Here is a 21640-nt window from a genome sequence, read left to right as displayed (position 1 = left end):
TATGTTAAAAGGGCTCTTTCTTTACTGACCCTTTAAATAACATCAGGATCAAATACTGAACATAGTGCACCCCATAGCGTCTGAGCAGCAGCACGTTTCATTAAATCCTCATTACATACCGTATTTTCATCGACACATCGATTAACAACACGATAGTAAAGGCGCTTCTCAACAGGTGCAAAATAACGAACTTCAGCATCTTTTTTCTTCGCAGCAATATCACCCATACGAGGCGCAATAGAAAGTTGACGATAAGATGCACGATCAAGTACTCGACCATTAGCCCGAGCTTTTACAATCCAATCCTCAAAGTCCTGCAAAGACACAGAATGCCACTTAAACCGCATACTCGAAAAACCATCACCACTGTAATTTGCTGAGGTTCCTTTGAATACTCCTTGCTCTTCAGCGACCAAATGCAACTTAGCATTCATCTGCGGCATAGCGTAAAGAACTGTACCCAGTTTGGGGACCCAAAAAGCATTGACAGAATTCTCTGACGTCAATTGCAATAAAACCTGACGTCCTTCAGGCGCATAAATCTCATTAATCGATGCAACACCATATTCAGGATAAATAAAAAGCCATTTCCAATCAAGAGAAACGGCATCAATCTGTAATGGCTTTCCTTCACCTACAACTTCCACTGGGAGAGGATTTGTAGGTTCCAGCTTATAAGTATAATAAGCTGTTAATGAACCTAAAACCATTACAATTACAATTGGAATACCCCACATCAACGCTTCAATTTTATTTGAATGCGCCCAATCAGGAGAATAGTCCGCTTTCATATTCGATGCGCGATATTTTATAGCTAAAAACACCACACTCACCATAACTGGGATGACAACACAAAGCATCACCACCACACAAACAACTATCAAAATGAGCTGTTGACGTGCAACATAACCTGATGGCTGTATAACATCAATTTTACAACCAGATAAAAGCAGTGCTCCCCCTAAAATCACAAGCATTTCTAATTGTCGAACAAAGCTTTTCATCTCTATTTACCCCCGTCATATGCACCAAAAATTGTCATAAAATATATATACCTCATATTGTACAGATTTGAAAATAATTATCAAGTGAATTCAATGCCTATATTACTCTTATCAAACGCTTATTCTTTACCTATCACAATTTAATTGTTTTGCTTAATTGTTTTGCAATATATTCAAGTGCAAACCAATATCCATCACCTCCACACCCAGTTATGATAGCGTCTACACCTGCAGATGTATAAGAGTGGTGACGAAAAGCTTCACGCTGGTAAATATGAGATAAATGAACTTCTACTTTCGGCCCTGAAAACATTTTTAGGGCATCAAGAAGTGCAACAGATGTATGACTGTAAGCCGCTGGGTTAATGATCAATCCAGAACTTGCCTCTATTGCTTCTTGTATCCATGCTACCAACTGCCCTTCACAGTTACTTTGATAAAAATTTATTACGATATCATTTTTTTTTGCCCATTCTCTGCATCTTTTTTCAATATCTTCCAGAGTCTCAGTTCCATAAATTTCTGGCTCACGTTGACCTAGAAAATTTAAATTAGGACCATTTAAAATCGTTATCACCTCAGACATAGCATGCCTTTTCTTTTAGACCTATCACTTATTAAAAAAATATTTAGCATGTTTTTACGACAATAAAGCCCCATCCTTAATCTCAAAGAATTCTGCGCGTCCTTTTAAGTCATCAAATAAAAGACGATCTGTTCCTGTCATAAATGTTTGTACAGCTAAATCATCAAGAATATCAAATAAAGCAGCACGTCGATGCGAATCAAGATGGGCAGCCATTTCATCAAGAAGAAGAATAGGAGCTTTTTCCGACATCATACCTGTTAGACGTGCATGACACAAAACTAAACCTGTCAGCAGCGCTTTTTGTTCACCTGTTGAACACGATGCGGCTCCTATATTTTTATCAGCATAAAAAACCTGCAAATCTGCGCGATGTGGTCCTTCTAACGTCCGCCCAGCAGCACGGTCCATTGCGCGATTATGCCGCAATCGATCACAAAATTGCTCTTCAACTTCAATTGCTGATATTTCACTAAGAGCTGTTTCCAAAAAACCATCAATTTGCAAAAAAGCTCGTGGAAAAGGTATCTGTGATGGCATTTGTGTAAACATATCATTTAAAAGACGAATAACATCAACACGCGCCGCAGAAATAGCTGTCGCCAGTTCTGCCATCTGCTTTTCTAAAGCATCAAACCAAGCATAATCTTCATTTCCATCTAAAAACAAACGATTACGTGCGCGCATAGCTCTATCATAATCGGCTATGCGGCGCCTATGCAAGGGATCAATCGCCAAAACCATACGATCCAAAAAACTACGGCGCTCAAGCGAAGGACCTGTAAAAAGACCATCCATGGATGGTGTTAGGACACTAATATGACAATAATCTGTTAGGCAATCACCCGACTCATTTACACCATTAATATGGACTTTTCGACTGTTATCGCTAACCTCCAAAGCTGTACCAATCTTTACTTCACCATAAAGAGCGCATTCAAGACGCGCAAATACAACAAATCCTCCACCGTCACCATCTACAAAGCTAACGTCAGAATAAGCAGCACGCCGCAAACCACGACCAGGAGAAAGAAAAGATAACGCCTCCAAAAGATTCGTCTTACCAGCACCGTTATGGCCGGTAAAAACCACATGCTGACCAGAAAAATGAATATTGAAAAAAGGATAATTGCGATAACGTAAAAGCTTCAGCTGCCTCACTGCCACTTTGTGCACATGACTGGCCATGCATTGCAAAACAATTGCCCCTAAACGCGAATAGGCATCAGTACATAGAGCACATCCACATCATCATTATCACGAATCAGAGCTGGTGCTCCAGCCTCAGCCAACATAAAAACCATCTCGTCACTTGAAAGCTGCCCAGCAATATCCAAAAGATAACGTGAATTAAATCCTATCTCAAGCGGTTCAGATGCATAAGTTACTGATAATTGATCTTCTGCACTGCCCGAATCTGGGCTATTAACAACAAGCCTTAACTGTCCGTGCTCAATCGTTAATTTAACTGCACGCCCCCGATCACTTGAAATCGTTGAAACACGATCAACTGCAGAAGAAAAGTCCTGCCTATTAACAATTAATTCTTTATCATTTCCAAGAGGGATAACACGTTGATAATCCGGAAATGTTCCATCAATTAATTTTGATGTAAAAATCACAGAACCTACAGAAAAACGAATCTTTGTCTCTGAAAGCTCTATACATACATCGCTATCATTTTCTTCTGAAAGAAGTTTTTGCAATTCTCCTACAGCTTTACGGGGGACAATAACACTGGGCATTCCCTCAACTCCTGAAGGAGCTTCCATCTCAACTTGTGCCAAACGATGACCATCAGTTGCAACCAAACGCAATTTCAAAACACCGTCATTAATAACATGTAAATAAATACCATTAAGATAATAACGGGTTTCTTCAGTAGAAATAGCAAACTGCGTACAATCAAGTAAATGTTTTAAGCTTGATGCCGATAGAGAAAAACGATAACCAAACTGCCCAGGAAGCGACTCTGGAAAATCTGCCTTCGGAAGACATTGAAGCTGAAAATGTGCACAACCCGAAACAACGGACATTGTACCTGCCTGATTCTCATCGACGGATAATACAACTTCATTGCTATCAGGAAGTTTTCGAATGATATCATAGAGCAAATGTGCTGGAACAGTTGTTGCTCCAGCTTGTTTAACATTAACTGCAAAAGATTCCGTAACCTCTAAATCAAGGTCTGTTGCTTTTAACTGCACAGAACCATTTTCTGCATCAATCAGCACATTCGATAAAATAGGAACAGTATTACGGCGCTCTACCACACGGTGAACCCGACCAAGAGACTTGAGAAATTGACTGCGATCAACTGTAATACGCATAAAAGCCCCGTATGATTTACTAAAAACTATAAGAATTCCTTAGCATTAAAAATAGATCCTCTTCAAAGAATCGCCTGCTAGACTTTATTAAACCTCTCTTAAAATGGCAAGTCACTCCTGCACAAGAAAAAATAAATCTTTTCATTAAATTCTTTAAAGTTTCTCCAAAGAAAGAAACAATAAACACTATACAGCCTGTTCTCCAATCAACCGCTTAAGCAATTCAAGTTCCTTAGCCAAGGTCTGATCACCACAAACCAAATCTTCAATTTTACGCACAGCGTGTAAAACTGTTGTATGATCACGCCCACCAAAACGACGCCCAATTTCTGGCAACGAGCGAGGAGTTAATACTTTTGCTAAATACATTGCAACTTGCCGTGGCTTCACAACCGTACGTGTTCGACGATTAGATAACAAGTCCTGTTTAGAAACATTATAATGACGTGCTACCGTACGCTGAATTTCTTCAATCCGAATGCGCTTAGGTTCACCAGGACGTGTCAAGTGGCCTAATAACTCATCAATCCGCTCTAAAGATAAATCAGACTCAAAAGATTGACGAAACAAGAGCTGATTAAATGCACCTTCAATATCACGCCCCGACCCTAAAACCGTTTTCGCAATATATTCCAAGATATCATCAGAAATTGATACCATGCCATCATCTTGTTGTGCCACCTTCAACCGCTGGCGCAACATTTGCAAACGCATTTCATAATCTGGTGCTTCAATTTCAAGAGCTACCCCTCCCTGAAGACGAGAACGAACGCGAAGATCAAGCGATTCTAATTCTGCTGGCGGACGATCTGCAGCGACAACAACTTGTTTTGCACTATCAAGCAACATATTAAGCAAATGGCAAAACTCATGTTGTATCGACTTACCCTGCAAAAACTGCATATCATCAATAATCAAAAGGTCGATATCACGAAGCTGTTCTTTAAAAGAAAGAGCATCATTATCACGAATAGCTGTTGCAAAACGCCACATAAAATATTCAGCAGTTAAATAAATAACGCGCGCAGACGTTAAACGCTTCAATGCAGAAGCAGCAATCGCCTGAAGCAAATGTGTTTTTCCTAAACCAACAGATGCGTGAATAAAAAGAGGATTAAAACGCAAAGCACTTTTATGCCCCTCCGCAATTGAACGCGCAGCTGCTAAAGCAACACGATTAGAAGCCCCCTCAACAAAACTTTCAAAAGTATAGCGCGAATCAAGCGGAGATCCAAAAACTCCCGTTTGAGAACTCTTAACTGAATGCTCTGCACAACTTTCAACAAAAGATGAAGTCGCCTGCTCCTCTAGCACAACAGAAGGAACACTTCTTTTACAAACGACGTCTCTTGAAACGCGTTCCATACCACGAACAATAACTTCAACACGAAGAATTGCTGAATTCTCTTGTTTCCATAAATGAGTCAAAAGAGAACCATAGTGATTATTAATCCATGAACGTAAAAAAGCAGTAGGAACAGAAAGCTTTACAAGAGTATGGCTATATTCAGCAAGCTTCACACGTCCAAACCAACTGGTATAAGCCTCAACACCAACCTGCACCTTTAATTGCGCCATAACACGTATAAAAGCCGCCGCACTTTCCTCCTCTGAAACAATAGAATGCCCTATAGAAGCATTTCTACGAACATCCTCATCACTCTCCGTCATCCTATTCTTTATTATGTTCTCTGCTGACAGGATATTCACCGAAACCCTTTTAAAGGAACTAGCTTTAGAGTTCAATTTATCCACCATCTTCCATCCTGATAAAAATAAAATTTTGTCCTGCCAAACAGCTAAAATAAATCTAGCGAAGGCAAAACGCCCTACCCCAAATAAGATTACTCACCCTCCCCTAGGATAGCCTCATCACAACCCCACTAACAAAGATGACCAATAAGATTTACTTGCACTCATGATATGACCCACCCTTCTAAAATGGTAAACATATCTATTCAGAAAACTAAAAAATCGTCAGAAAACCTTTCCAGTACAAAAGCTTCGAAAAGCCTAAGTCAAAACATCTTGTACTCAACAAAATATAGAACAATGTGCTGGTGTGACCCCTTCATGCTTTTTAGTCTTCATAAGAACCATACAAAACAGCAGAGGTAAAATGCAAGAGGTCAAAATAAAATCAAAAAACCCGAAAAAAATGCTTGTATCAATGAGGAATGAAAAAAATATTGATTCAATTCATTTTTTTTCTCTAAATTTACCAATAATTAAAGAATCTCCTCAGATTTAAAAAAAAAAATAAAATGCTTGACAAAAAAGACTCTGTAAAAATCCACAAAGCTTGTGGATAACCATACTCCCCCTATAAACTTTCTCTCCTTTTTCAAGAGGAGAATCATTATCGATTCTTATTTTCAATAGAAACTTTTTGAAATAATAAACAAAAAGCCAGCATCCTCATGGATACTGGCTTGATTCTCAATAAAGGAGAAAAAGCTTAAACGCTGAGAGCCTTCAAACGTTTAGCTAAACGCGATACCTTCCTCGCAGCAGCATTTTTATGAAAAACCCCTTTAGAAACCGCACGCATAATTTCAGGCTCAAAATTCTTAAATGCAATCTCTGCAGATGCCTTATCGCCACCCGCTAAAGCATCATCAAACTTACGTATAAAGGTACGAACGCGCGAACGGCGGGCCTTATTAACCTGTGCGCGCGTTGCAACCTTGCGCACCGCTTTTCGAGCAGAAGGTGTATTCGCCATAAATATAATCTCTCTTTCAACACCTTGGTAAAATGAGTCTAAATGACAACTCTACCAATATAAATAAATTCAACCCAAGCAAAACTATAAAGCTGCCTATAACTGTGTGGCTTATAGCGCAATCCCAAAGCTAACGTCAATTAGATTTTCAAAGATAGTCATAAAAAAACGAAGCCAAACTCTTTGATCCGCAACTTTACAGCTTAATAATAGATATTCCTTAACAAACAAAAGAATTTAAACAGCTAACTTACGCAAGACATATTGCAAAATTCCCCCATGATGCAAATAATCTAGCTCATCTTCAGTATCGATACGGCATAATAACGGAGCGGTTTTTATCGTACCATCAGAAAAAGTAATTTTCGCTACTGTCTTTTGACGAGGTTTCAAGTTATGAATTCCTTCAATTGTCACCTTTTCATCTCCCTTTAAGCCTAAAGATTTCCAACTTACACCCTCCTCAAAGACAAAGGGAACAATGCCCATACCAACAAGATTAGAGCGATGAATCCTTTCAAAAGACTGTACAATCACTGCTTTTATACCAAGAAGATTGGTACCTTTGGCTGCCCAATCGCGCGATGATCCATTGCCATATTCAATACCAGCAAAAACAACAAGTGGAGTACCTTCTTGTTTATACGCCATTGCTGCATCGTAAATGGCTTGTTCTACCGCTGACGGATAATGAACCGTATAACCTCCTTCTCGACCATTTTCCCCCAACATGAAATTACGAATGCGAATATTGGCAAAGGTCCCACGCACCATAACTTCATGATTCCCACGACGCGTTCCATACTGATTAAAATCAGCCACTTTAACACCATGATCCATTAAATATTTTCCGGCAGGAGAAGCTGCTTTAATAGAACCAGCAGGAGAAATATGATCCGTCGTGATTTTATCACCAAATAAACCTAAAATCCGTGCATCTTTAATATCTGGTAAGATATCAGGTGTTTTCTGCATATCATCGAAATAAGGTGGATTGCGTACATAAGTGGATTGCTCATCCCAAGAATAGGTAGAACCCGTAGGAATCTGAACTTTTTGCCAATTTTCATCTCCCTTAAAAACATCTGCATACTTTTCAGCAAAAACCTTACGCGTGACATTTTTTTCGATGAATTCCTGTATTTCTTGAGAGGTTGGCCAAATATCTCTCAAATAAATGGGTTGGCCATTTGAATCTTCACCAAGAGGTTCCTTGGTTAAATCTTTACACACCGTCCCGATGAGCGCATGTGCAACAACTAACGGTGGTGAAGCTAAATAATTCGCTTGCACATCAGGGGAAACACGCCCTTCAAAATTACGATTTCCCGAAAGAACTGCAGATGCAATTATACCATTGTCATTAATCGTTTTGGAAATAGCTGGATGCAAAGGACCAGAATTCCCAATACATGTTGTGCACCCAAATCCTACTAAGTTAAATCCTAATGCATCTAAATCTTTTTGCAGACCCGAATTTTGAAGGTAAGCTTCAACGACTTGTGAACCTGGTGCAAGAGAAGTTTTTACCCATGGTTTGCTCTTGAGACCTTTTGCCACTGCATTTCTTGCCAAAAGACCCGCTGCAATAAGAACACTTGGATTCGATGTATTCGTACACGACGTAATCGCAGCGATCACCACATCACCGTGACCAAGCGTATATTCTTCACCCTCGACCCGATAACGCTTATTTTGTTCAGAAGTCTTCTTATAGTCTTCGACCAATGCCTTCTCAAAACCCTGCCCAACGTTTTCCAATGCAATACGTCCTTCAGGACGTTTAGGACCAGCCATAGAAGGAACAACAGTTCCCATATCCAATTCAATTGTATCACTAAAAATGGGATGAGCCACCATTTCGTCATGCCACATCCCTTGTGCTTTGGTGTAAGCTTCTACTAAGGCAATCCGATTTTCATCACGCCCTGTCATATTGAGATAACGCACTGTCTCCTTATCAATTGGGAAAAAACCACACGTTGCTCCATATTCAGGTGCCATATTTCCAATCGTTGCCCGATCAGCAAGCGTCATCTGCTCCAAACCAGGACCAAAAAACTCAACAAATTTACCGACAACACCCTTCCGGCGTAGCATTTGAGTCACCGTCAATACGAGATCGGTGGCTGTTACACCTTCTTTAAGTTTACCTGTTAGACGAAAACCAATCACTTCAGGTAACAACATAGAAACAGGTTGGCCTAACATTGCTGCTTCTGCTTCAATACCACCAACACCCCAACCTAAAACCCCTAAACCATTAACCATAGTCGTATGCGAATCAGTTCCCACACAGGTATCAGGATAAATCGTCTCACACCCCTCTTCATTCTTCATCCATACACATTGTGCTAAATATTCTAGGTTAACCTGATGACAAATCCCTGTTCCTGGAGGAACAACGCGAAAATTTTGAAAGGCTTGCTGCCCCCATTTAAGGAAACGATAGCGTTCACCATTGCGTTCATATTCATGCTCAACGTTTTCCTTAAAAGCCATGGAATTGCCAAAAGCATCAACAATAACTGAGTGATCAATGATGAGATCAACGGGAATGAGAGGATTGATTTTTTCAGCGTTACCGCCAAGTTTAACCATAGCATCACGCATTGCAGAAAGATCAACAACTGCTGGAACACCTGTAAAATCCTGCATAAGAACACGTGCAGGACGGTAAGCAATTTCTGCCCCAGCGCTCCCTTTGTCGTTTAACCACTTAGCAACATTGAGGATATCCTCTTTTTTAACTGTGCGACCATCTTCAAATCGCAATAAATTTTCGAGAATAACTTTCATCGAAAACGGTAAACGAGAAACACCTTCAAGACCATTCTTCTCCGCTTCGATCAAGCTATAATAAGTATATTCTTTGCCACCAACATTTAATACTTTGCGACAATTAAAGCTATCAATTTGAGTCATGACTGTCCACCCTCATACTATAACCACCCAATTTCCAGGAATGAACAACACAAACTACGAGTCAAGGTCGCAGCTTGAGCGCAGACGCAATCACCTCCGCCATCCATTTCCCCCTCCACCCTCTCGTAGGCAAATGCGGAAATCAGCGCCAGAAACCATTTTACACCAGATATTGATGTAAGGTATCTCTTATAGAACTATTTCTAGAACTATTCTAGGTACAATTGCACAAAAAATGTGTTTTTTATTCTATAATGCAATAAAGAATATGAAAATAAAAACAAAATAGGCAATCACATGGTGTTATCAGGCAAAGATTTAGCCGCTTACAGAAACGAGGAAATTCTGTTTAAAGGTCTTTCTTTTTGTTTATTTTCACAGCAACTGATGACAATCACCGGTCCTAATGGTATCGGAAAATCTACATTACTCCGAATCATTGTCGGTCTTCTTGAAGCTGCTGAAGGTCATATAATACTTAAAGACCATAATCAAATATACCCTGTTGCAACTGCGTGTCATTATCTTGGTCCTCAAAATGCTATGAAACCTCTCTTATCTGTCATTGACAATTTGCAATTTTGGGCAGATTTTTACGGTCAACATTTACGCTTTGTGCATGAGGTTCTTGCCGATATTGGTCTTTCTAACCTTGAACATTTACCCTTTAAAGCTCTGTCAACTGGACAACAAAGGCGCGTAGCTATTGCTCGCCTTTTGCTCTCCTATCGTCCTCTTTGGATTTTAGATGAACCAATATCTGGACTTGATAACCATGCTCAAAAACTCCTTGCTCGTATTTTCCAGCGTCATCTCAATCAAGGTGGTATGATTATCGCTGCAACTCATAATTCCCTAGGTATTCCAGAAAACCATAAAATCGCTCTGGAAAAATTTTTACCTCTCTAGGAGAGAATAAAATGAAAGCACTGTTCTGGCGTGACCTTAAACTATTATTAGCGCCACAAGCCTCTTCACTAACAGGACTATTATTTTTTATCGCTGTTGTTGTCATAACCCCCTTTGCCATTGGACCAGATCCCAAAATTCTTGCACAAATAGGGCCAGGTATATTGTGGTTTGGAGCCCTTCTTGCAGGACTCCTCAATCTAAACAAACTTTTCCAAATCGATCGCGATGATGGTAATCTCGACCAATTTATCCTTTCAGGAAAAAGACAAAGTTTTACACTAATTGTTTTTACCAAATGTCTTGCCCATTGGGTAGGAACAATGCTTCCTCTTATTTTTGCTACACCTATTTTAGCCCTCATGCTCCATTTAGATGTAACAATAACTTTTACAACAATACTTACCCTTTTATGCGGAACACCAGCCATTATTTTTATTGGCGCCATAGGCGCGGCACTGGCAACCTCATTGTTGCACAGTACTCTGCTTATTTTTATCATTATCTTGCCGTGGATCATTCCAATTATGATTTTTGGTGTCTCGGCTGCTACAGCCCCAATAAATCCAAATATTTCTTTTCTCACGTCCTTGGCTCTTCTCAGCGCTTTTTCACTTCTTTTGAGTCTCTTTGGCTCTTTTGTTGCTGCAATAACGCTTAAACTTTTATCAGAATAATAAAAGATGATTGCCGCATAGAAAAACTCTGCCTATTATGAATTTCATGAATGAACTATCTCGTCCATATAAAATCAGGTCACTCCCTGCAAGTTTCACCCTTTTCATGAAAATAAGCAGTATCGTCTTACCTTGGTTGGCCGGCATAACATTGTGTTTCCTTATTTTAGGACTTATTCTGGTGATGTATTCCCCTGATGACTATCAACAAGGCATTACTGTTAAGATTATGTACCTTCATGTACCCTTTGCGTGGTTGTCTACATTCTGTTATGTAACTATGAGTGCAGCAGCATTAGGAAATCTGATTTGGAAATATCATCTTGCTGATGTGGCACTTAAATGTGGAGCGCCTATTGGAGCGATTTTTACCGCATTGGCTCTCATGACAGGAGCACTTTGGGGGCGACCTACATGGGGAACATGGTGGGTCTGGGATGCACGGTTAACATCAGTTTTAATTCTGCTTTTTATCTATCTTTCCATTATCCTGCTTGGACGTGCTTTTGACAACCAAGTAAAAGCCGCTCGCGCTACTGCAATTCTTACACTTGTTGGATTTGTTAATATTCCTGTTATTAAATTTTCCGTTAATTGGTGGAATACATTGCATCAACCAGCATCATTGTTACGTGCTGGAGGATCAACAATCGACAATGCTATGTTATGGCCCCTTATAACAATGCTATTTTGTTTTATCTTTATGTTTATTGCACTCTATTTGATGGCTATGCGAAATGAAATCAATAGTCATTATATTCGAATACTTCAGATTAAAAAATCCCGTCGTGCACAACAACAGGACTCTTCATCATGCTCGACCTAAATGGCATCCAGGGCGGATTTTTAGGAAATCTATCTCAGAAAATTGATTTTTTCCTTAGCACCCTTAAACACGAGCAAATTGTTGTTTTAAGCTATGTGCTTTCTGCAATATCCCTCTTATGTCTTATTGGATATATTCTTTGCAAAGCGCTATACCAAAAAAAAATTCTCCAACAGCTAAACAAAAAAGAGTTGTCACAAAAAGAAAAGTATAATGAAAAACATCCCTCCAAAACTTAAAAAAAATATATCTTTTCCTGTTCTGCTTGTTTTTTTTGGACCATTTGTGCTTTTTCTTCTTCTCGTGGTGCTTTTTTTCAACTTTATGGATAAAAAAAACCTTCAAGATTCTTCTCTTCTCCCAAACGCATTAGCTGAAAAACCTGCTCCCAATATTCATCTTCCTCTTCTTGATAAAGAACGTTATCTCAATTCAAAACAGTTTAAGGGACGTGTCACGTTGGTCAATTTTTGGGGCTCTTGGTGTTTGCCCTGTCGCGAAGAGCATCCTATTCTTATGAAAATTGCACAAGATAGACGTTTTGATCTGATTGGTATTAATTATAAAGATAACAAAACAAACGCCCTGCGCTTTTTAAACAGTTTTGGTAATCCTTTTAAATTTATTGGCTTTGATGTTTCAGGATATACAGCTATTGATTGGGGAATATATGGACCCCCAGAAACCTTTCTCTTGAATAAAGAGAGCATCATCATTGCCAAACATGTTGGTCCCTTAACATGGCAAATTTATCAAAAAAAAATTCTACCAAAAATTAAACAAGCGATCATGACAGAAGAAAAATAAAATATCAAAATATTGATTTATAAATAGTAATTTACCATTTTTATCTATTAACTGAAAATACCGTATACTATGAGATTTTTTAAAATTTCTATATGTTGAATCAAAAAAACATTTAAGATAAAGACTAAAAATACCCCTTATGAATTGTCTAAACGTGAAAATAATTGGCAATATTTTAAGTTGAAAAATACAATAATGCAGGTTTGTAAAAACATAACGTTTTATCATGCTATGTATGCTACTTTATTTATACGGATCCTCATTCTTCTTAGGAAAATTTGACAAGAGCATTACCATTGTTGATTCAAAAACATGTGCAAAGAAATATCTGTAGAGCAAACCTCCCAAATATAACAAAAATTTAAGTAGTTTTCATTTTTTTAGCGATTAAATATCTGTTTTTGAACTTTATTTTGATTATTTGGACAAAACAATATTGCTATAGAAACATCGTTAGATTAGTGAAAGCAACCAACTATTATTTTCAAAATCATATAGTGTTCTGTCTCCGCTTTTTTATCTGAAATGCACATTGTTATGAGGGGACTTCACCACTATTTTCATCTTTATAAAATAACAAATCCATTCCTTCGCAGCGTTATTGGTATATTTATTCCCATTACACTATCTGTTCGTAATAGACTCCATAAAGCCCATATTGAGTCTATACATTCTTATTCTTTCGATAATTTATCTTATGATTACAACTAATAAGCTTTTTTGACTTTTAATAAGATAAATTCGAGTAAGAAAATATGACTACAATCAAAAAATCTCATTTAACAGAGAAGATAAGTTATAAGTACATGATCAATCTATCAATGAATATTATAAAAGAATTCATTGTAAGAAATAAGCTTTTGAGATGAAAAAATAAACAAGAAGCTTTTTCGAGAGGAGAAAATATATTTTACAGAGAACTCTTTTTTAAGCACTCGGTGACGTGATTACTGATTTCAACAGAAAGATCACTCGTATACATTAAAAAACTCTAAGACAAGAAATATTCTAGAAGTTCATATGAGCTTATAGGTAAACTTTTATGACGCAAATAAAATAGGCTTTTGTTGCAATCATCATTTTTTTATGAAAAATATTTGATTATGTTTTTTCTTCTAAAATTCTTGTGGTGTAAAACAATACGTTTTTGAGCAAAATTCACATGTGACTGAAATATATTTATTTTTAACCATTTTATTGCGTTCATCAATCGAAAATCCTTCTAGGATTCCTTTAATTTTTTCGTGTGAACAAGAACATTGATCGACAAGAGAAAAAGGATTAAAAACTCTAACACCTTGTTCATGAAAAAGACGGAACAAGAGCTGTTTACTACCAACTTGGGGATCTGTTAATTCTGAACTTTCAATCGTTGCCATGAGTATTTTAGCTTCCTGCCATTGGTTATCCAATTGGCTATGGGTTTTCGTTTTTTCTCGCGTTTGATGAGGGGTATCTATTTTATGATGAGACAATTCTTGGGGTAAAAGTTGGATCAAAATACCTCCAGCTCGCCAGCTTTTCTGCGTTTTTCCTTGTTGGTCACGATTAATTAATATAGCAACAGCCAAACGGATATCGGTAGGAATTTGTTCTGATTGATCAAAATAAATACGAGAAGTTTCTTGTAAATTTGATCCATCTAATGCAACTATCCCTTGATAGGGCTGCATATGGGGACCTTGATCAATTGTGAAGGCTAAAGTGCCTTTCCCTAAAAGGGTTTCTGAAGAGATTTGATTATTGTCCATGGCTTGTTTAAGCTGTTCTTTATCAAAACGAGCATATCCACGTAAACTGGAAGGAGGCGAAAAATCGCATACCAACATATTAACCGGTCCATCTGAATGAGTTTGTAAAATAAATTTTCCCGTAAGCTTTAGAGAAGTTCCAAGCAAAACAGTTAAAAGTAAAGCTTCTGCCAGAAGATAGGAAACCGGTTCAGGGTATTGATGTCTGTTAAGAATAGAATTTAAAGTTTCTCCAAGTTGTACGGCACGTCCACGAATATCAAGTTCTTCGACTTGAAAGGGAATAACAGTATCATCTTCATGCAAGAAGTTGTTATTGAGAGAGGCTTCATCTTTAGCTTGTTTACTCATAGCTTTGCCTTTTTTATATAATTTGTTGTAGAGGAGCTATTGTGGAGAGAAAAACGCATCTTGTAAACACCAAGAAAGAATTGCCTTTTGAGCATGAAGACGATTTTCAGCCTCATCGAAAACAACGGAGTGCGGTCCATCAATAATAGAATCAACCACTTCTTCACCACGATGAGCAGGAAGACAATGCATAAAAAGAGCATCAGATTTTGCTAATTTCATGAGAGCTTCATTGACTTGATAAGGCTGAAAAATAGAATGACTGCGAGCACGAAATTCTTGTCCCATGGAGACCCATGTATCGGTCATAATACAATCAGCATCTTGAGCTGCTTTTTGGGGACTATGAGTTAGTGTAAGGTGCGCTCCTCGTTCACGTGCCCAATGTATAAATTTTTCTTGTGGTTCACTGCCCTTTGGAGTAGCAATACGCAAATGAAAATCAAAAAGAGCTGCGGCCTCAATTAAGGAATGGAGCACATTATTACCATCCCCCATCCACGCGAATATTTTGCCAGCAATTGGCCCCCGATGCTCTTCATAGGTTAATATATCTGCTAAAATTTGGCAAGGATGTGTATCATCTGTAAGGGCATTAATGACAGGAATTTGTGCATATTGTGCCAATTCGAGCATACGTTGATGTTTTGTTGTTCGTAATATCACGATATCCACAAAACGGGATAAAACACGAGCCGTGTCAGCTATAGTTTCACTATGACCAAGCTGCATCTCTGACCCCGTGAGCATGATTGTATCTCCCCCAAGCTGGCGCATACTGATATCGAATGAAATACGGGTTCGTGTGGATGGTTTTTCAAAAATCATCGCAAGTGTTTTACCTATAAAAGGTTTTGAACCTTTCCCTGCTTTAAAAGATGCTTTAAGGATTTTTGCATAATCGATCAGTGCGCGTGCTATTGCTGGCGTTAAAATGGATAAGTCCGTGAAATGACGAAGAGCATTTGTCATGTGTGTAATATTTGTCTTTCTTTGTTTACTTGCGAAAGATACGCTATTGCTTTTTCAATACGATGCAAACTTTCATCTATTTCTTCTTCCCTAATGATAAGAGGAGGCAATAAGCGCACAACATTGTTGTTGGCAGCAACACTTAAGAGATATTCATTTTCTAAAGCATTAACGACAAGATTAGAAGACACAACACACTGAATACCCACCATTAGGCCCATCCCCTGAACTGCGCAGATAATATCAGGATAGATATTGAGAATGTGCAAAAGTCCACTTCTTAGTTTATTTCCCATACGCTGAACATGGTTGAGAAAATTTGGCTCTAACAAAATATCAAGAACACTATTTCCTACAGCCATTCCAAGAAGATTTCCTCCAAAGGTTGAACCATGGGTCCCAAGTGTCATGCTTTTTGCAACTTTATCCGTTGCAAGGCAAGCACCTAATGGAAATCCTCCTCCTAATCCTTTTGCGAGGGTAAGAATATCAGGCGAGACATCACTCCATTCATAAGCAAAAAGCTTCCCTGTTCGTCCTATACCCGTTTGGACTTCATCCAAAATCAATAACAGACCATTATCATCGCATATTTTGCGCAAAAATCTTAAATATTCATGAGAAACCGTTCGTATTCCTCCTTCTCCTTGAATAGGTTCAATAAGAATAGCGGCGGTATTTTTATTAATAGCGTTACGCAAAGCGATTTCATCACAAAAAGGTACTTGAATAAATCCACCAGCTTTAGGTCCAAAGCCTTCAAGATATTTTTCATGCCCAGTCGCAGCAAGTGCTGCAAGTGTACGTCCATGAAATGCCCCTTCAAAAGTAATTATTTCAATGCGTTCTGAATGACCAGCAGCATAGTAATAATGACGTGCCGTTTTGAATGCGCACTCCAATGCTTCAGTGCCTGAATTGCAGAAAAAAACCTTATCCGCAAAACTATTTGCACAAAGCCGCGTGGCAAAAGCTGCTTGTTCAGGGGATTGAAAAATATTAGAAACATGCCAAAGTTTTTCAGCTTGTATTTTGAGCGTATCAACCAATTTTGGATGTGAATACCCTAATGCATTAACAGCAATGCCAGATGTGAAATCAAGATAATGTTCTCCCTTATCGGAAATAAGCCATACACCATGCCCCTGTTCAAAATGCAAATCTCGTCGTGCGAAGCATTCATAAAGTGGTTGTATAGAGACGGCATCCATCATAATTTCCTTTATATTTTAACCTTTTCAATATATATACAAAGCAACACTACAAATAAAACAACATGGTACATTTTGTTACGGTGCTTTCAACATTTCATTACGATTAATGATTACACCTATGGAATAGATCATTACACCAATTGAAAAAAAGTCAATGAAGGTTCTATAAATAAGCATTTTGGGAAAAAGCCTTAAACAAAAGTGAAAGTTTAACCTATGATTGATTTGCAAGTTGGGGAAAACATTCTAAATAAACTCTTCAAGAGGTAAAGACTCTTGTCATAGAGTGAGTGCATATTGTAATTTATAATATAATAAGCAAGATGATGTGTTTTAGTTTGTAAGTCCACAGGTTGGATGATTTTCTTATGCTCGCTTAGAGTGTAAAATTCTTTCATTCAGCGTAGTGAAAATATTATTAAAACATTTGAAGATGCAAAGGGGAGAGCATCTTAGTGACGTAATCGGAATGGAGTGCTGGTATGGGTTGGACATGTGAACGCGTTGAGCTTCTTAAAAAGCTTTGGAGTGAAGGGTTAAGTGCAAGTCAAATTGCTGCTCAATTAGGTGGGGTCAGCAGAAACGCAGTCATCGGCAAAGTACACCGATTAAAGTTACCAGGACGCGGTAAGACAGCACAAGGAAGCGCGCGTACGCAAAAACCCCCCGTGGGAAGCAGCCCATCATCTCCACGTGTGCGTCGCAACACATCCACGGTATCGCCAATGAACACATCATCTGTAAGTATTGAAGAAACAGCTTTAAAGACAGAATTTGTAGCGGAAGATATAAAAGAAGTTGATATGTCCACAAAATCCAATGTAGTTGTGCCTATATCACGTCAACTTAATCTTTTACAATTGAGTGAAAATACATGTAGATGGCCGGTTGGCGATCCATTATCAGCAGATTTTCATTTTTGTGGTGCAGATTCTGATGAAAATAGCCCCTATTGTGCCTTTCATGCTAAGTTAGCATTTCAACCAATATCTGAAAGACGTCGGATAAGAGTGTAATATCCTCGATTGAATCTCATATTCTACACCTTCTGCGCTTCGTTATGAAATTTTAATTATCGAATTATTATGAGAAAGAAATTTAATAGAGCTTTTAATGAGTGAAAAAATTTCTTCATGAAACTATTCAACGAAATTGTATCTTTTGTGCTATTGCACAATTATGTGTTGTAAAGTTATATTCCTGTTTATTTCCAAGATCCTCTTTAATTTAGTTGTACTACTTTTAACACTATCCATAGCAATATCTTTTGAATAAGACAATTTCTCATGTTTTTATTCTTCGTGTATTTAATAGAGTAATGCTGTGGTTTATAAAAACAATTTATCGCGTTGCAACCTAAATGAGATCCATCAATATCTCTTTCATTTCAAGCCCTCTTATATTGAATCAATCAAAATCTTTCGTTTGGGCGTCACGAATGAGATGAGAACTGGGGAGAGTAAAAACACTTAAAGAAAAGCATGCCTTCTACAAATGCTTTCAAGTGCCAAGGGCTTCAAGAGTTGTTGCAACATTGGGAGCTAGCAAAGTGTGTGATGATGCCAGCTTGCTCTTTTATTAAGCATAAAGATAAGAGTCTTAATGGATTTATCGTTATACCCTTCACGGATGCCGTCGCAAAATAGGCTTGGATGCGTTGAGAAATGTTTCTTTAAAACAAGCCTGTGCATATATGCAATCCAATGTCATTCTGTTTTGCGTGAGGGATGTGCCCCATCAAAGAATGCGATAAATAAAAGCGTGAAGCAATACGTAGAATGTAAAATGATATATTTATAATTTTTTATAAAAAATTATAAATAAGGGGATATTGTATTCAAGGCTCTTACGAAATATACGAAAACTATAAATTATTACGTATAAATAAATATTAAACCTAGAACGACCACAATAACATCACTTTCCTTTTCCCGACACGAAACGGCGCAACCAAACATAAAGTGCACCTTCTCCGCCATGCTGACGCGCTGCTTGCTCAAACGCATGGACATAATATCGAAAAGCTGGTGTTGATAACCAATACGGAACAAATCTATACAAAGCTCCATCGCTCCCAACAGATCGTCCTTTTCCTGTAATCACAAGGACATAACGCAATCCTCTCTGCTGAGAGGATTGTAGAAAATTTTTTAAGAAAAAATAAGCTTCTTCCTGCATATAACCGTGGAGATCAAGGCGCGCCTCAAGAGGATAACGACCTTGGGAAATTTTACGATGTGCAACATGATCAAAGAAATGAATCTTTTGTACTTGTGTAACTGCCCTCTTTTCTTTTTTAATAAATGTCGAGGATTGTTGATTTTCCTGAGACAATGAGGAGATTTGAGTTACAGGCTGTTTTTTATCATTAATATTTGCAATAGTTTCTGAAGCAGAAGAGAGCATCTTACCGTGAAGCGGTGTTATCGTACGACAAACCATCTCCCATAAAAGGCGATCCTGTGAAGCCAATAAATCTCTTTTTTGTCTCCATTTACTTGAGGACATTTTAATTTCTCATAAATCATTGAATACTTATGGAAGAAAAACAAAAAGTATTTTAATTTTCATTTTCTGTAGCAAAAAGCTTCCAGTTTGGATCTGACGATAAACTATTGCGAACGAAAGTCCAAATATCCCTGATTTCTACAATAGCATCAGGATCACCGTCTATACGCTCACCCTGTTCATTATAAGTAACAGAAATCATCTCACTGACAATACGTATCGTTAAAAGTTCATCCTTTTCTTGTATTGCCGCCGCAACAAATTCGATCTTATTAATTCCAACAAAAGTGAACTCTATTCTCTCTTTATTTTTTTCTCGTTGCTCAATAGCCGTACAAAAGCTCTCAAAAACATCCTGACAAAGCAAGCTTTTAAGTTGATTGCGATCACCTTTGGCAAAAGCTGTTACAATCATTTCATAAGCAATTTGTGCACCTTTTATAAAAAATTGAGGAGAAAATTGAGGATCAATTTTATGCAATTCCCGCAAATTTTTATTCAAAATACTCCCCTCCGGTGAAATTTTATCAATTTCACTAAAGTCGTCTTTTTGTGAATTTTTCTGATGAGGGAACGAAACAATATTATCAGCCGTTTCTGCTTCAACCTGTTTTTTAGAACGACGCGAATAAGGATCAAAGGGGGGCTTTTCAAACCCAATTCGTTTCCCTAATACATTACGGAGTTGCACAAAAATAACAACCATAACAACAAGAGCTATGACAAGTATAACGTCAAATTCCATGGGCGCTGTCAATCTCCAAAGCTTAAATCTCTAATAAACATTGCAGTCAATACCATTTATCAATAAATATGTAAAATAAGGAATCCTACCATTCAAATATTTTTATAGATTTTATATTAAATGGAGTGCTCTTAAGAATTTCTCCCCACCTCATCCAGAAGGAAATTTGCATGTGATAAAACTTTATTCTATAAGTCCTCGTTTTTTTGTTGTTATCTTTCTTTGCATTCTTTTAATCGAGATCGCTGGTTTTATCTTTGTTGGTCAAGAAATTGGTATTTTGGCAACTTTGAGTTTGGTTATTCTCACAACCATAGTTGGGGTTGTTTTATTGCGAGTTCAAGGGTTTAGCCTTTTAAGAAACATACAAACTGAACTTATCCAAGGACGCACATTAGAGAATAATATTATTAATGATGCTTTCATCATGTTTAGTGCAATTTTACTTATTCTTCCCGGCTTTGTAAGTGATCTCTTGGGAATATTACTTCTTATTAAACCAATTCGCTCTGTTGTTTGGCATTTCTTTACATCATTAAAAAACAAAATAAATCCCAATACTAAAAGAAAAAATGACTCTGAAAAAATAATTGATCTTAACGCAGAAGATTACACAATTCATGATACGACAGAATCTCCATGGCGCAAAAATGATGATAACCATTGAAATGCCTAAAAAATCTGTAACAAACTAAAAAAATATTCAAGATAAAGAGCGCATTTCTTGCAACCTTTTGCAAGGCGTGATAACCAATTTGGTCTTTAGATCTAAAATAAATATACATATTATAATGAGAGAGGTTCGTCGTATGGCCGAAGGTGAAATGAATAACAGTGGTGGAGAGCCGGTTTTTGCTGTATTAACTCAATATTTAAAAGATTTATCATTCGAAAACCCAGGTGCTCCTCGTTCATTGCGTACACGTGAAAAATCACCACAAATTGATATCAATATTAACGTCAATGCTAACCCAATTGGTGATGACAATTATGATGTCGTTTTGTCTCTCTCCGTCAAAGCCAATGATAATACTGAAATCTTATTTCATGTAGAACTGATTTACGGTGGTGTTTTCCACCTTGAAAACATTCCACAAGAACATGTTATGCCATTGGTCTTTATTGAATGTCCCCGTCTTTTATTTCCATTTGCTCGCCAAATTATATCTGATGCTACTCAAAATGGTGGTTTTCCACCTTTATGGATTGATCCTATTGATTTTGCAGCCCTCTTCCAAAAGCGTCTCGCTGAAGAACAAAAAGACAATCAAATACAGCCCTCTTAAAAAATTTATTCTTTTGCTATCATA

20 protein-coding genes are annotated in these 21640 nt (G+C 37.7%); 8 read left to right on the top strand and 12 right to left on the bottom strand.

Translation table 11 applies throughout. The annotated features are described in order from the left end of the window. Positions 1–32: 32 nt before the first annotated feature. The 7 genes from cyoA to acnA all read right to left on the bottom strand — a co-directional run bounded on the left by cyoA (position 33) and on the right by acnA (position 9570). Positions 33–1004: a ubiquinol oxidase subunit II gene (cyoA, locus tag ACFIKQ_RS01065; protein ID WP_273787465.1), complete on the bottom strand. Its 972-nt coding sequence runs from the start codon at positions 1002–1004 to the stop codon at positions 33–35. Positions 1005–1137: 133 nt separating this feature from the next. After that, on the bottom strand, positions 1138–1590 hold the full coding sequence (aroQ, locus tag ACFIKQ_RS01060; protein WP_375635438.1) for a type II 3-dehydroquinate dehydratase: 453 nt from the start codon (positions 1588–1590) through the stop codon (positions 1138–1140). Positions 1591–1644: 54 nt separating this feature from the next. Beyond that, a complete protein-coding gene (gene recF / locus ACFIKQ_RS01055; protein WP_375655625.1) occupies positions 1645–2778 on the bottom strand; it encodes a DNA replication/repair protein RecF in 1134 nt (377 codons plus the stop codon). A 20-nt stretch (positions 2779–2798) separates the two neighbouring features. Then, positions 2799–3920, bottom strand: coding sequence for a DNA polymerase III subunit beta (dnaN, locus tag ACFIKQ_RS01050; RefSeq protein ID WP_375655623.1), 1122 nt, complete (start codon positions 3918–3920; stop codon positions 2799–2801). Between the two features lie 186 nt (positions 3921–4106). After that, positions 4107–5678 carry a chromosomal replication initiator protein DnaA gene (gene dnaA, locus ACFIKQ_RS01045; RefSeq protein ID WP_375635435.1) on the bottom strand — a complete coding sequence of 524 codons (1572 nt, stop codon included), beginning with the start codon at positions 5676–5678 and terminating at the stop codon, positions 4107–4109. 700 nt (positions 5679–6378) lie between these two features. Further along, positions 6379–6645 carry a 30S ribosomal protein S20 gene (gene rpsT, locus ACFIKQ_RS01040; RefSeq protein WP_375655621.1) on the bottom strand — a complete coding sequence of 89 codons (267 nt, stop codon included), beginning with the start codon at positions 6643–6645 and terminating at the stop codon, positions 6379–6381. Positions 6646–6882: 237 nt separating this feature from the next. Next, complete coding sequence (gene acnA, locus ACFIKQ_RS01035; protein ID WP_375646981.1) at positions 6883–9570, bottom strand: aconitate hydratase AcnA; 2688 nt, start codon at positions 9568–9570, stop codon at positions 6883–6885. A 297-nt stretch (positions 9571–9867) separates the two neighbouring features. On the opposite strand from acnA, the gene ccmA reads away from it, so the two are divergent. The 5 genes from ccmA to ACFIKQ_RS01010 are packed head-to-tail and all read left to right on the top strand — an operon-like array spanning position 9868 to position 12789. Continuing rightward, on the top strand, positions 9868–10479 hold the full coding sequence (gene ccmA, locus ACFIKQ_RS01030) for a heme ABC exporter ATP-binding protein CcmA (RefSeq protein ID WP_375635432.1): 612 nt from the start codon (positions 9868–9870) through the stop codon (positions 10477–10479). An 11-nt stretch (positions 10480–10490) separates the two neighbouring features. Continuing rightward, on the top strand, positions 10491–11156 hold the full coding sequence (gene ccmB, locus ACFIKQ_RS01025; protein WP_375652592.1) for a heme exporter protein CcmB: 666 nt from the start codon (positions 10491–10493) through the stop codon (positions 11154–11156). A gap of 46 nt (positions 11157–11202) precedes the next feature. Beyond that, complete coding sequence (locus ACFIKQ_RS01020) at positions 11203–11982, top strand: heme ABC transporter permease (RefSeq protein ID WP_012754533.1); 780 nt, start codon at positions 11203–11205, stop codon at positions 11980–11982. Further along, positions 11970–12221, top strand: a complete 252-nt coding sequence (locus ACFIKQ_RS01015; protein WP_375655619.1) for a hypothetical protein — start codon at positions 11970–11972, stop codon at positions 12219–12221. Before ACFIKQ_RS01020 ends, ACFIKQ_RS01015 begins: the two co-directional genes overlap by 13 nt. Then, positions 12196–12789 (top strand): DsbE family thiol:disulfide interchange protein, encoded by a 594-nt coding sequence (locus ACFIKQ_RS01010; protein WP_375655617.1) that lies wholly within the window; start codon positions 12196–12198, stop codon positions 12787–12789. Before ACFIKQ_RS01015 ends, ACFIKQ_RS01010 begins: the two co-directional genes overlap by 26 nt. Positions 12790–13904: 1115 nt before the next feature. On the opposite strand, the gene ACFIKQ_RS01005 is transcribed toward ACFIKQ_RS01010, so the two are convergent. Genes ACFIKQ_RS01005 through ACFIKQ_RS00995 form a run of 3 tightly spaced genes read right to left on the bottom strand, consistent with a single transcriptional unit; the run spans position 13905 to position 17074 of the window. Further along, the gene (locus ACFIKQ_RS01005; RefSeq protein ID WP_375646977.1) at positions 13905–14891 is read right to left on the bottom strand and encodes an Hsp33 family molecular chaperone; all 987 of its coding nucleotides are present in this window, start codon (positions 14889–14891) and stop codon (positions 13905–13907) included. Between the two features lie 36 nt (positions 14892–14927). Then, positions 14928–15863: an ornithine carbamoyltransferase gene (argF, locus tag ACFIKQ_RS01000; RefSeq protein WP_375635426.1), complete on the bottom strand. Its 936-nt coding sequence runs from the start codon at positions 15861–15863 to the stop codon at positions 14928–14930. Next, the gene (locus tag ACFIKQ_RS00995; protein WP_375655657.1) at positions 15860–17074 is read right to left on the bottom strand and encodes an aspartate aminotransferase family protein; all 1215 of its coding nucleotides are present in this window, start codon (positions 17072–17074) and stop codon (positions 15860–15862) included. The genes argF and ACFIKQ_RS00995 overlap by 4 nt, the downstream gene beginning before the upstream one ends. A gap of 485 nt (positions 17075–17559) precedes the next feature. Between ACFIKQ_RS00995 and ACFIKQ_RS00990 the strand changes: the two genes are divergently transcribed. Further along, complete coding sequence (locus tag ACFIKQ_RS00990) at positions 17560–18093, top strand: GcrA family cell cycle regulator (RefSeq protein ID WP_375635425.1); 534 nt, start codon at positions 17560–17562, stop codon at positions 18091–18093. A 901-nt stretch (positions 18094–18994) separates the two neighbouring features. Here ACFIKQ_RS00990 and ACFIKQ_RS00985 read toward each other — a convergent pair. Beyond that, on the bottom strand, positions 18995–19585 hold the full coding sequence (locus ACFIKQ_RS00985; RefSeq protein WP_012754526.1) for a Smr/MutS family protein: 591 nt from the start codon (positions 19583–19585) through the stop codon (positions 18995–18997). 52 nt (positions 19586–19637) lie between these two features. Further along, positions 19638–20330: a Tim44/TimA family putative adaptor protein gene (locus ACFIKQ_RS00980; protein ID WP_012754525.1), complete on the bottom strand. Its 693-nt coding sequence runs from the start codon at positions 20328–20330 to the stop codon at positions 19638–19640. 172 nt (positions 20331–20502) lie between these two features. Here ACFIKQ_RS00980 and ACFIKQ_RS00975 point away from each other — a divergent pair, with 172 nt between their 5' ends. Continuing rightward, positions 20503–20997 carry an FxsA family protein gene (locus tag ACFIKQ_RS00975; RefSeq protein WP_012754524.1) on the top strand — a complete coding sequence of 165 codons (495 nt, stop codon included), beginning with the start codon at positions 20503–20505 and terminating at the stop codon, positions 20995–20997. Positions 20998–21139: 142 nt separating this feature from the next. Then, positions 21140–21616 carry a protein-export chaperone SecB gene (gene secB / locus ACFIKQ_RS00970; RefSeq protein WP_375655615.1) on the top strand — a complete coding sequence of 159 codons (477 nt, stop codon included), beginning with the start codon at positions 21140–21142 and terminating at the stop codon, positions 21614–21616. The last annotated feature ends 24 nt before the right edge of the window (positions 21617–21640 follow it).

It is taken from the genome of Bartonella sp. MR63HLJHH (assembly GCF_042194155.1).
Taxonomy (GTDB): Bacteria; Pseudomonadota; Alphaproteobacteria; order Rhizobiales; family Rhizobiaceae; genus Bartonella; species Bartonella grahamii.
This window is presented reverse-complemented; position numbering and strand designations above follow the sequence as displayed.

Excerpts from the sequence above, each read along its gene's own strand:
- secB (WP_375655615.1), top strand. The coding sequence starts at position 21,140 with ATGGCCGAAGGTGAAATGAATAACAGTGGTGGAGAGCCGGTTTTTGCT.
- cyoA (WP_273787465.1), bottom strand. The coding sequence starts at position 1,004 with ATGAAAAGCTTTGTTCGACAATTAGAAATGCTTGTGATTTTAGGGGGA.
- ACFIKQ_RS01005 (WP_375646977.1), bottom strand. The coding sequence starts at position 14,891 with ATGAGTAAACAAGCTAAAGATGAAGCCTCTCTCAATAACAACTTCTTG.
- ACFIKQ_RS01015 (WP_375655619.1), top strand. The coding sequence starts at position 11,970 with ATGCTCGACCTAAATGGCATCCAGGGCGGATTTTTAGGAAATCTATCT.
- ccmA (WP_375635432.1), top strand. The coding sequence starts at position 9,868 with ATGGTGTTATCAGGCAAAGATTTAGCCGCTTACAGAAACGAGGAAATT.
- ACFIKQ_RS00995 (WP_375655657.1), bottom strand. The coding sequence starts at position 17,074 with ATGGATGCCGTCTCTATACAACCACTTTATGAATGCTTCGCACGACGA.
- argF (WP_375635426.1), bottom strand. The coding sequence starts at position 15,863 with ATGACAAATGCTCTTCGTCATTTCACGGACTTATCCATTTTAACGCCA.
- ACFIKQ_RS01020 (WP_012754533.1), top strand. The coding sequence starts at position 11,203 with ATGAATGAACTATCTCGTCCATATAAAATCAGGTCACTCCCTGCAAGT.
- ACFIKQ_RS00990 (WP_375635425.1), top strand. The coding sequence starts at position 17,560 with ATGGGTTGGACATGTGAACGCGTTGAGCTTCTTAAAAAGCTTTGGAGT.
- aroQ (WP_375635438.1), bottom strand. The coding sequence starts at position 1,590 with ATGTCTGAGGTGATAACGATTTTAAATGGTCCTAATTTAAATTTTCTA.
- dnaN (WP_375655623.1), bottom strand. The coding sequence starts at position 3,920 with ATGCGTATTACAGTTGATCGCAGTCAATTTCTCAAGTCTCTTGGTCGG.
- rpsT (WP_375655621.1), bottom strand. The coding sequence starts at position 6,645 with ATGGCGAATACACCTTCTGCTCGAAAAGCGGTGCGCAAGGTTGCAACG.
- ACFIKQ_RS00985 (WP_012754526.1), bottom strand. The coding sequence starts at position 19,585 with ATGTCCTCAAGTAAATGGAGACAAAAAAGAGATTTATTGGCTTCACAG.
- ccmB (WP_375652592.1), top strand. The coding sequence starts at position 10,491 with ATGAAAGCACTGTTCTGGCGTGACCTTAAACTATTATTAGCGCCACAA.
- ACFIKQ_RS01010 (WP_375655617.1), top strand. The coding sequence starts at position 12,196 with ATGAAAAACATCCCTCCAAAACTTAAAAAAAATATATCTTTTCCTGTT.
- ACFIKQ_RS00980 (WP_012754525.1), bottom strand. The coding sequence starts at position 20,330 with ATGGAATTTGACGTTATACTTGTCATAGCTCTTGTTGTTATGGTTGTT.
- dnaA (WP_375635435.1), bottom strand. The coding sequence starts at position 5,678 with ATGGTGGATAAATTGAACTCTAAAGCTAGTTCCTTTAAAAGGGTTTCG.
- acnA (WP_375646981.1), bottom strand. The coding sequence starts at position 9,570 with ATGACTCAAATTGATAGCTTTAATTGTCGCAAAGTATTAAATGTTGGT.
- recF (WP_375655625.1), bottom strand. The coding sequence starts at position 2,778 with ATGGCCAGTCATGTGCACAAAGTGGCAGTGAGGCAGCTGAAGCTTTTA.